This is a genomic window from Caballeronia choica (assembly GCF_001544535.1).
GTDB classification, from domain to species: domain Bacteria; phylum Pseudomonadota; class Gammaproteobacteria; order Burkholderiales; family Burkholderiaceae; genus Caballeronia; species Caballeronia choica.
In genome coordinates this window covers 1-736 of record NZ_FCON02000570.1, presented here as the reverse complement: position 1 = coordinate 736, position 736 = coordinate 1, and the positions used below count along the sequence as shown (strand labels likewise).

At 57.7% G+C, this 736-nt stretch carries 1 protein-coding gene; it reads right to left on the bottom strand.

What is annotated here, in order from left to right; translation table 11 throughout:
• Positions 1-518: IS110 family transposase (locus tag AWB68_RS45770; RefSeq protein ID WP_445344372.1), on the bottom strand; the 518-nt coding region annotated here is incomplete at its 3' end.
• Positions 519-736 lie beyond the last annotated feature (218 nt).

The window sequence follows — 736 nt, the reverse complement described above, 5'->3', positions numbered from 1 at the left end:
TCCTTGATGCGCTGCTTGAGGAACTGAATGTGTTCGTCGATGCTGCTGAAGGTGGTTTTATGAGCGCGTTTGCGGCGATTGCGTTCGGCCGTGAGCATATCGATCAACTGGGCGCGGCGCAGGATGAGGGCCTGGAGCTGCTGAGTCTGCTCGTCGTTCAAGGGTCGCACCTTGGGCTTGACTGCGGCGCCGTAGTGGGCGATGACACGGGCATCGATGCGATCGGTCTTGGCGAGCCGTCCAGTGGACTTGGCGAAATCGCGCACCCATTTTGGATTGACCGCGACGCCGGGCAAGCCGGCCTGGCACAAGGCCTCGAGGACGGCTCTTTCGAGCTTGCCGGTGGCTTCGAGCACGACCCGCTCGGGATTGAGGGGGATCAATTTCGCGACCAGGGCGGCGATACCGTCGGGGGAATTGGGCACACGGAAATACTCGTTGCTCTCGTGATAGGCGACGTCGAGGAACTCGCCGCTGACATCGATGCCAACGAACAAAGGGGAAACGGAGGATTGAATTTGGTTTTGGTTCACCACAACACCCATACTTGCAAAAAATACGAGCTCGAAGCTCAGTCAACTGTTCGGGTTCAAAGCGGCGAGAGGAAGCGGCGCCACCAGCTTTCTTTCGGGCTGCGAGCCCCTGTAAGACAAAACGGGCTACCGCTTCCGGCGAACAGAAAGGATCAGTTTCCGAACGCTAGGGACAATATACAAGTAAGCAAAGAAAGCAGCTT